Origin of the sequence: Herbaspirillum sp. B65, from assembly GCF_000333555.1 — a bacterium.
In the GTDB taxonomy this organism is placed as follows: domain Bacteria; phylum Pseudomonadota; class Gammaproteobacteria; order Burkholderiales; family Burkholderiaceae_D; genus Herbaspirillum; species Herbaspirillum rubrisubalbicans.
This window is the reverse complement of record NZ_BADI01000414.1, coordinates 1-836: the sequence shown is the minus strand read 5'-3', so window position 1 is coordinate 836 and position 836 is coordinate 1. Positions and strand designations below refer to the sequence as shown.

Annotated in this window: 2 protein-coding genes; both read right to left on the bottom strand. The window is 56.6% G+C overall.

Annotated features, from left to right (window positions below; genetic code table 11):
• On the bottom strand, window positions 1-246 hold a 246-nt coding region (locus I5W_RS09915; protein ID WP_252716978.1), incomplete at its 3' end, for a DUF1329 domain-containing protein.
• A 173-nt stretch (window positions 247-419) separates the two neighbouring features.
• Window positions 420-836 (bottom strand): DUF1302 family protein (locus tag I5W_RS09910; RefSeq protein WP_044529090.1); only part of this gene is annotated, 417 nt, incomplete at its 5' end.

Genomic DNA, 836 nt, shown 5'->3' with positions numbered 1-836 from the left:
CGTCGGATACACCTCGAGCTTGTAATCCGGAAAACGCTTGAGCAAAGCCTTATTGGTTTCGGTCAGTTTGTCCGCGTATTCGTCCATGTTTTTCGCGGTAATGACGTAAAGTGGCTTATCTTGTGGAAAAGGATTCGGCCATTTGCCGGTGCCAGGCTTGAAGCCCGGCGGATTGGTATCTTGGGCAGCCCACCTGTGTAGGCCGGAATTGCACCATCCTTGCTCGCCGCCATCTCCGCGCCCCATGGCGTGAGCGTCGTGCCAAGTGCCTTGGCTTCTTCCGGGGTGACGGCCGCTTGTGCCCAGCCCAGTGTGGCAAGGGTGGCCGCGGCCATGATGGCTTTGCTAGTGTACTTCATGTTGATGTCTCCAGAATGATGTGAACCCGTCGCTCCCTGCATAGGGAATCTTGTTGTTGATCAGTATGTGGTTTGAAAACTCAGCGTCAGCGTTCCCTTATCGGCCAGGTAGGCACTGCCGAGGATTTGCGGTCCGGTCGGAGTGTTCACGCGTTTGCCGCTGTAGCCGTTGTACTTCAGGTCGAACTGGTATTTTTCAAAAACCTTGGCCCGCAAGCCGACCGAGTAAGGTGAAAAACCTTCGTACCCGCCCTGGTTATATGGCGCGTTACCTTTCAGTCCACGCCCGTAGTACAACGGCATCTCGAGGTTCACGCCTGGCAATGCCTGGTTCCACGCCGGGGTGAACGACACGCCAATATTCCAGTAATCCTTGCTCGTACATCCTGCCGCCACGCCGTTGCCCGGGATATTGCAGGTCACACCATATCCCGCCGCGAGGAATTGCTCGGGGTGCTGGGTTACCTGGCCAGACGG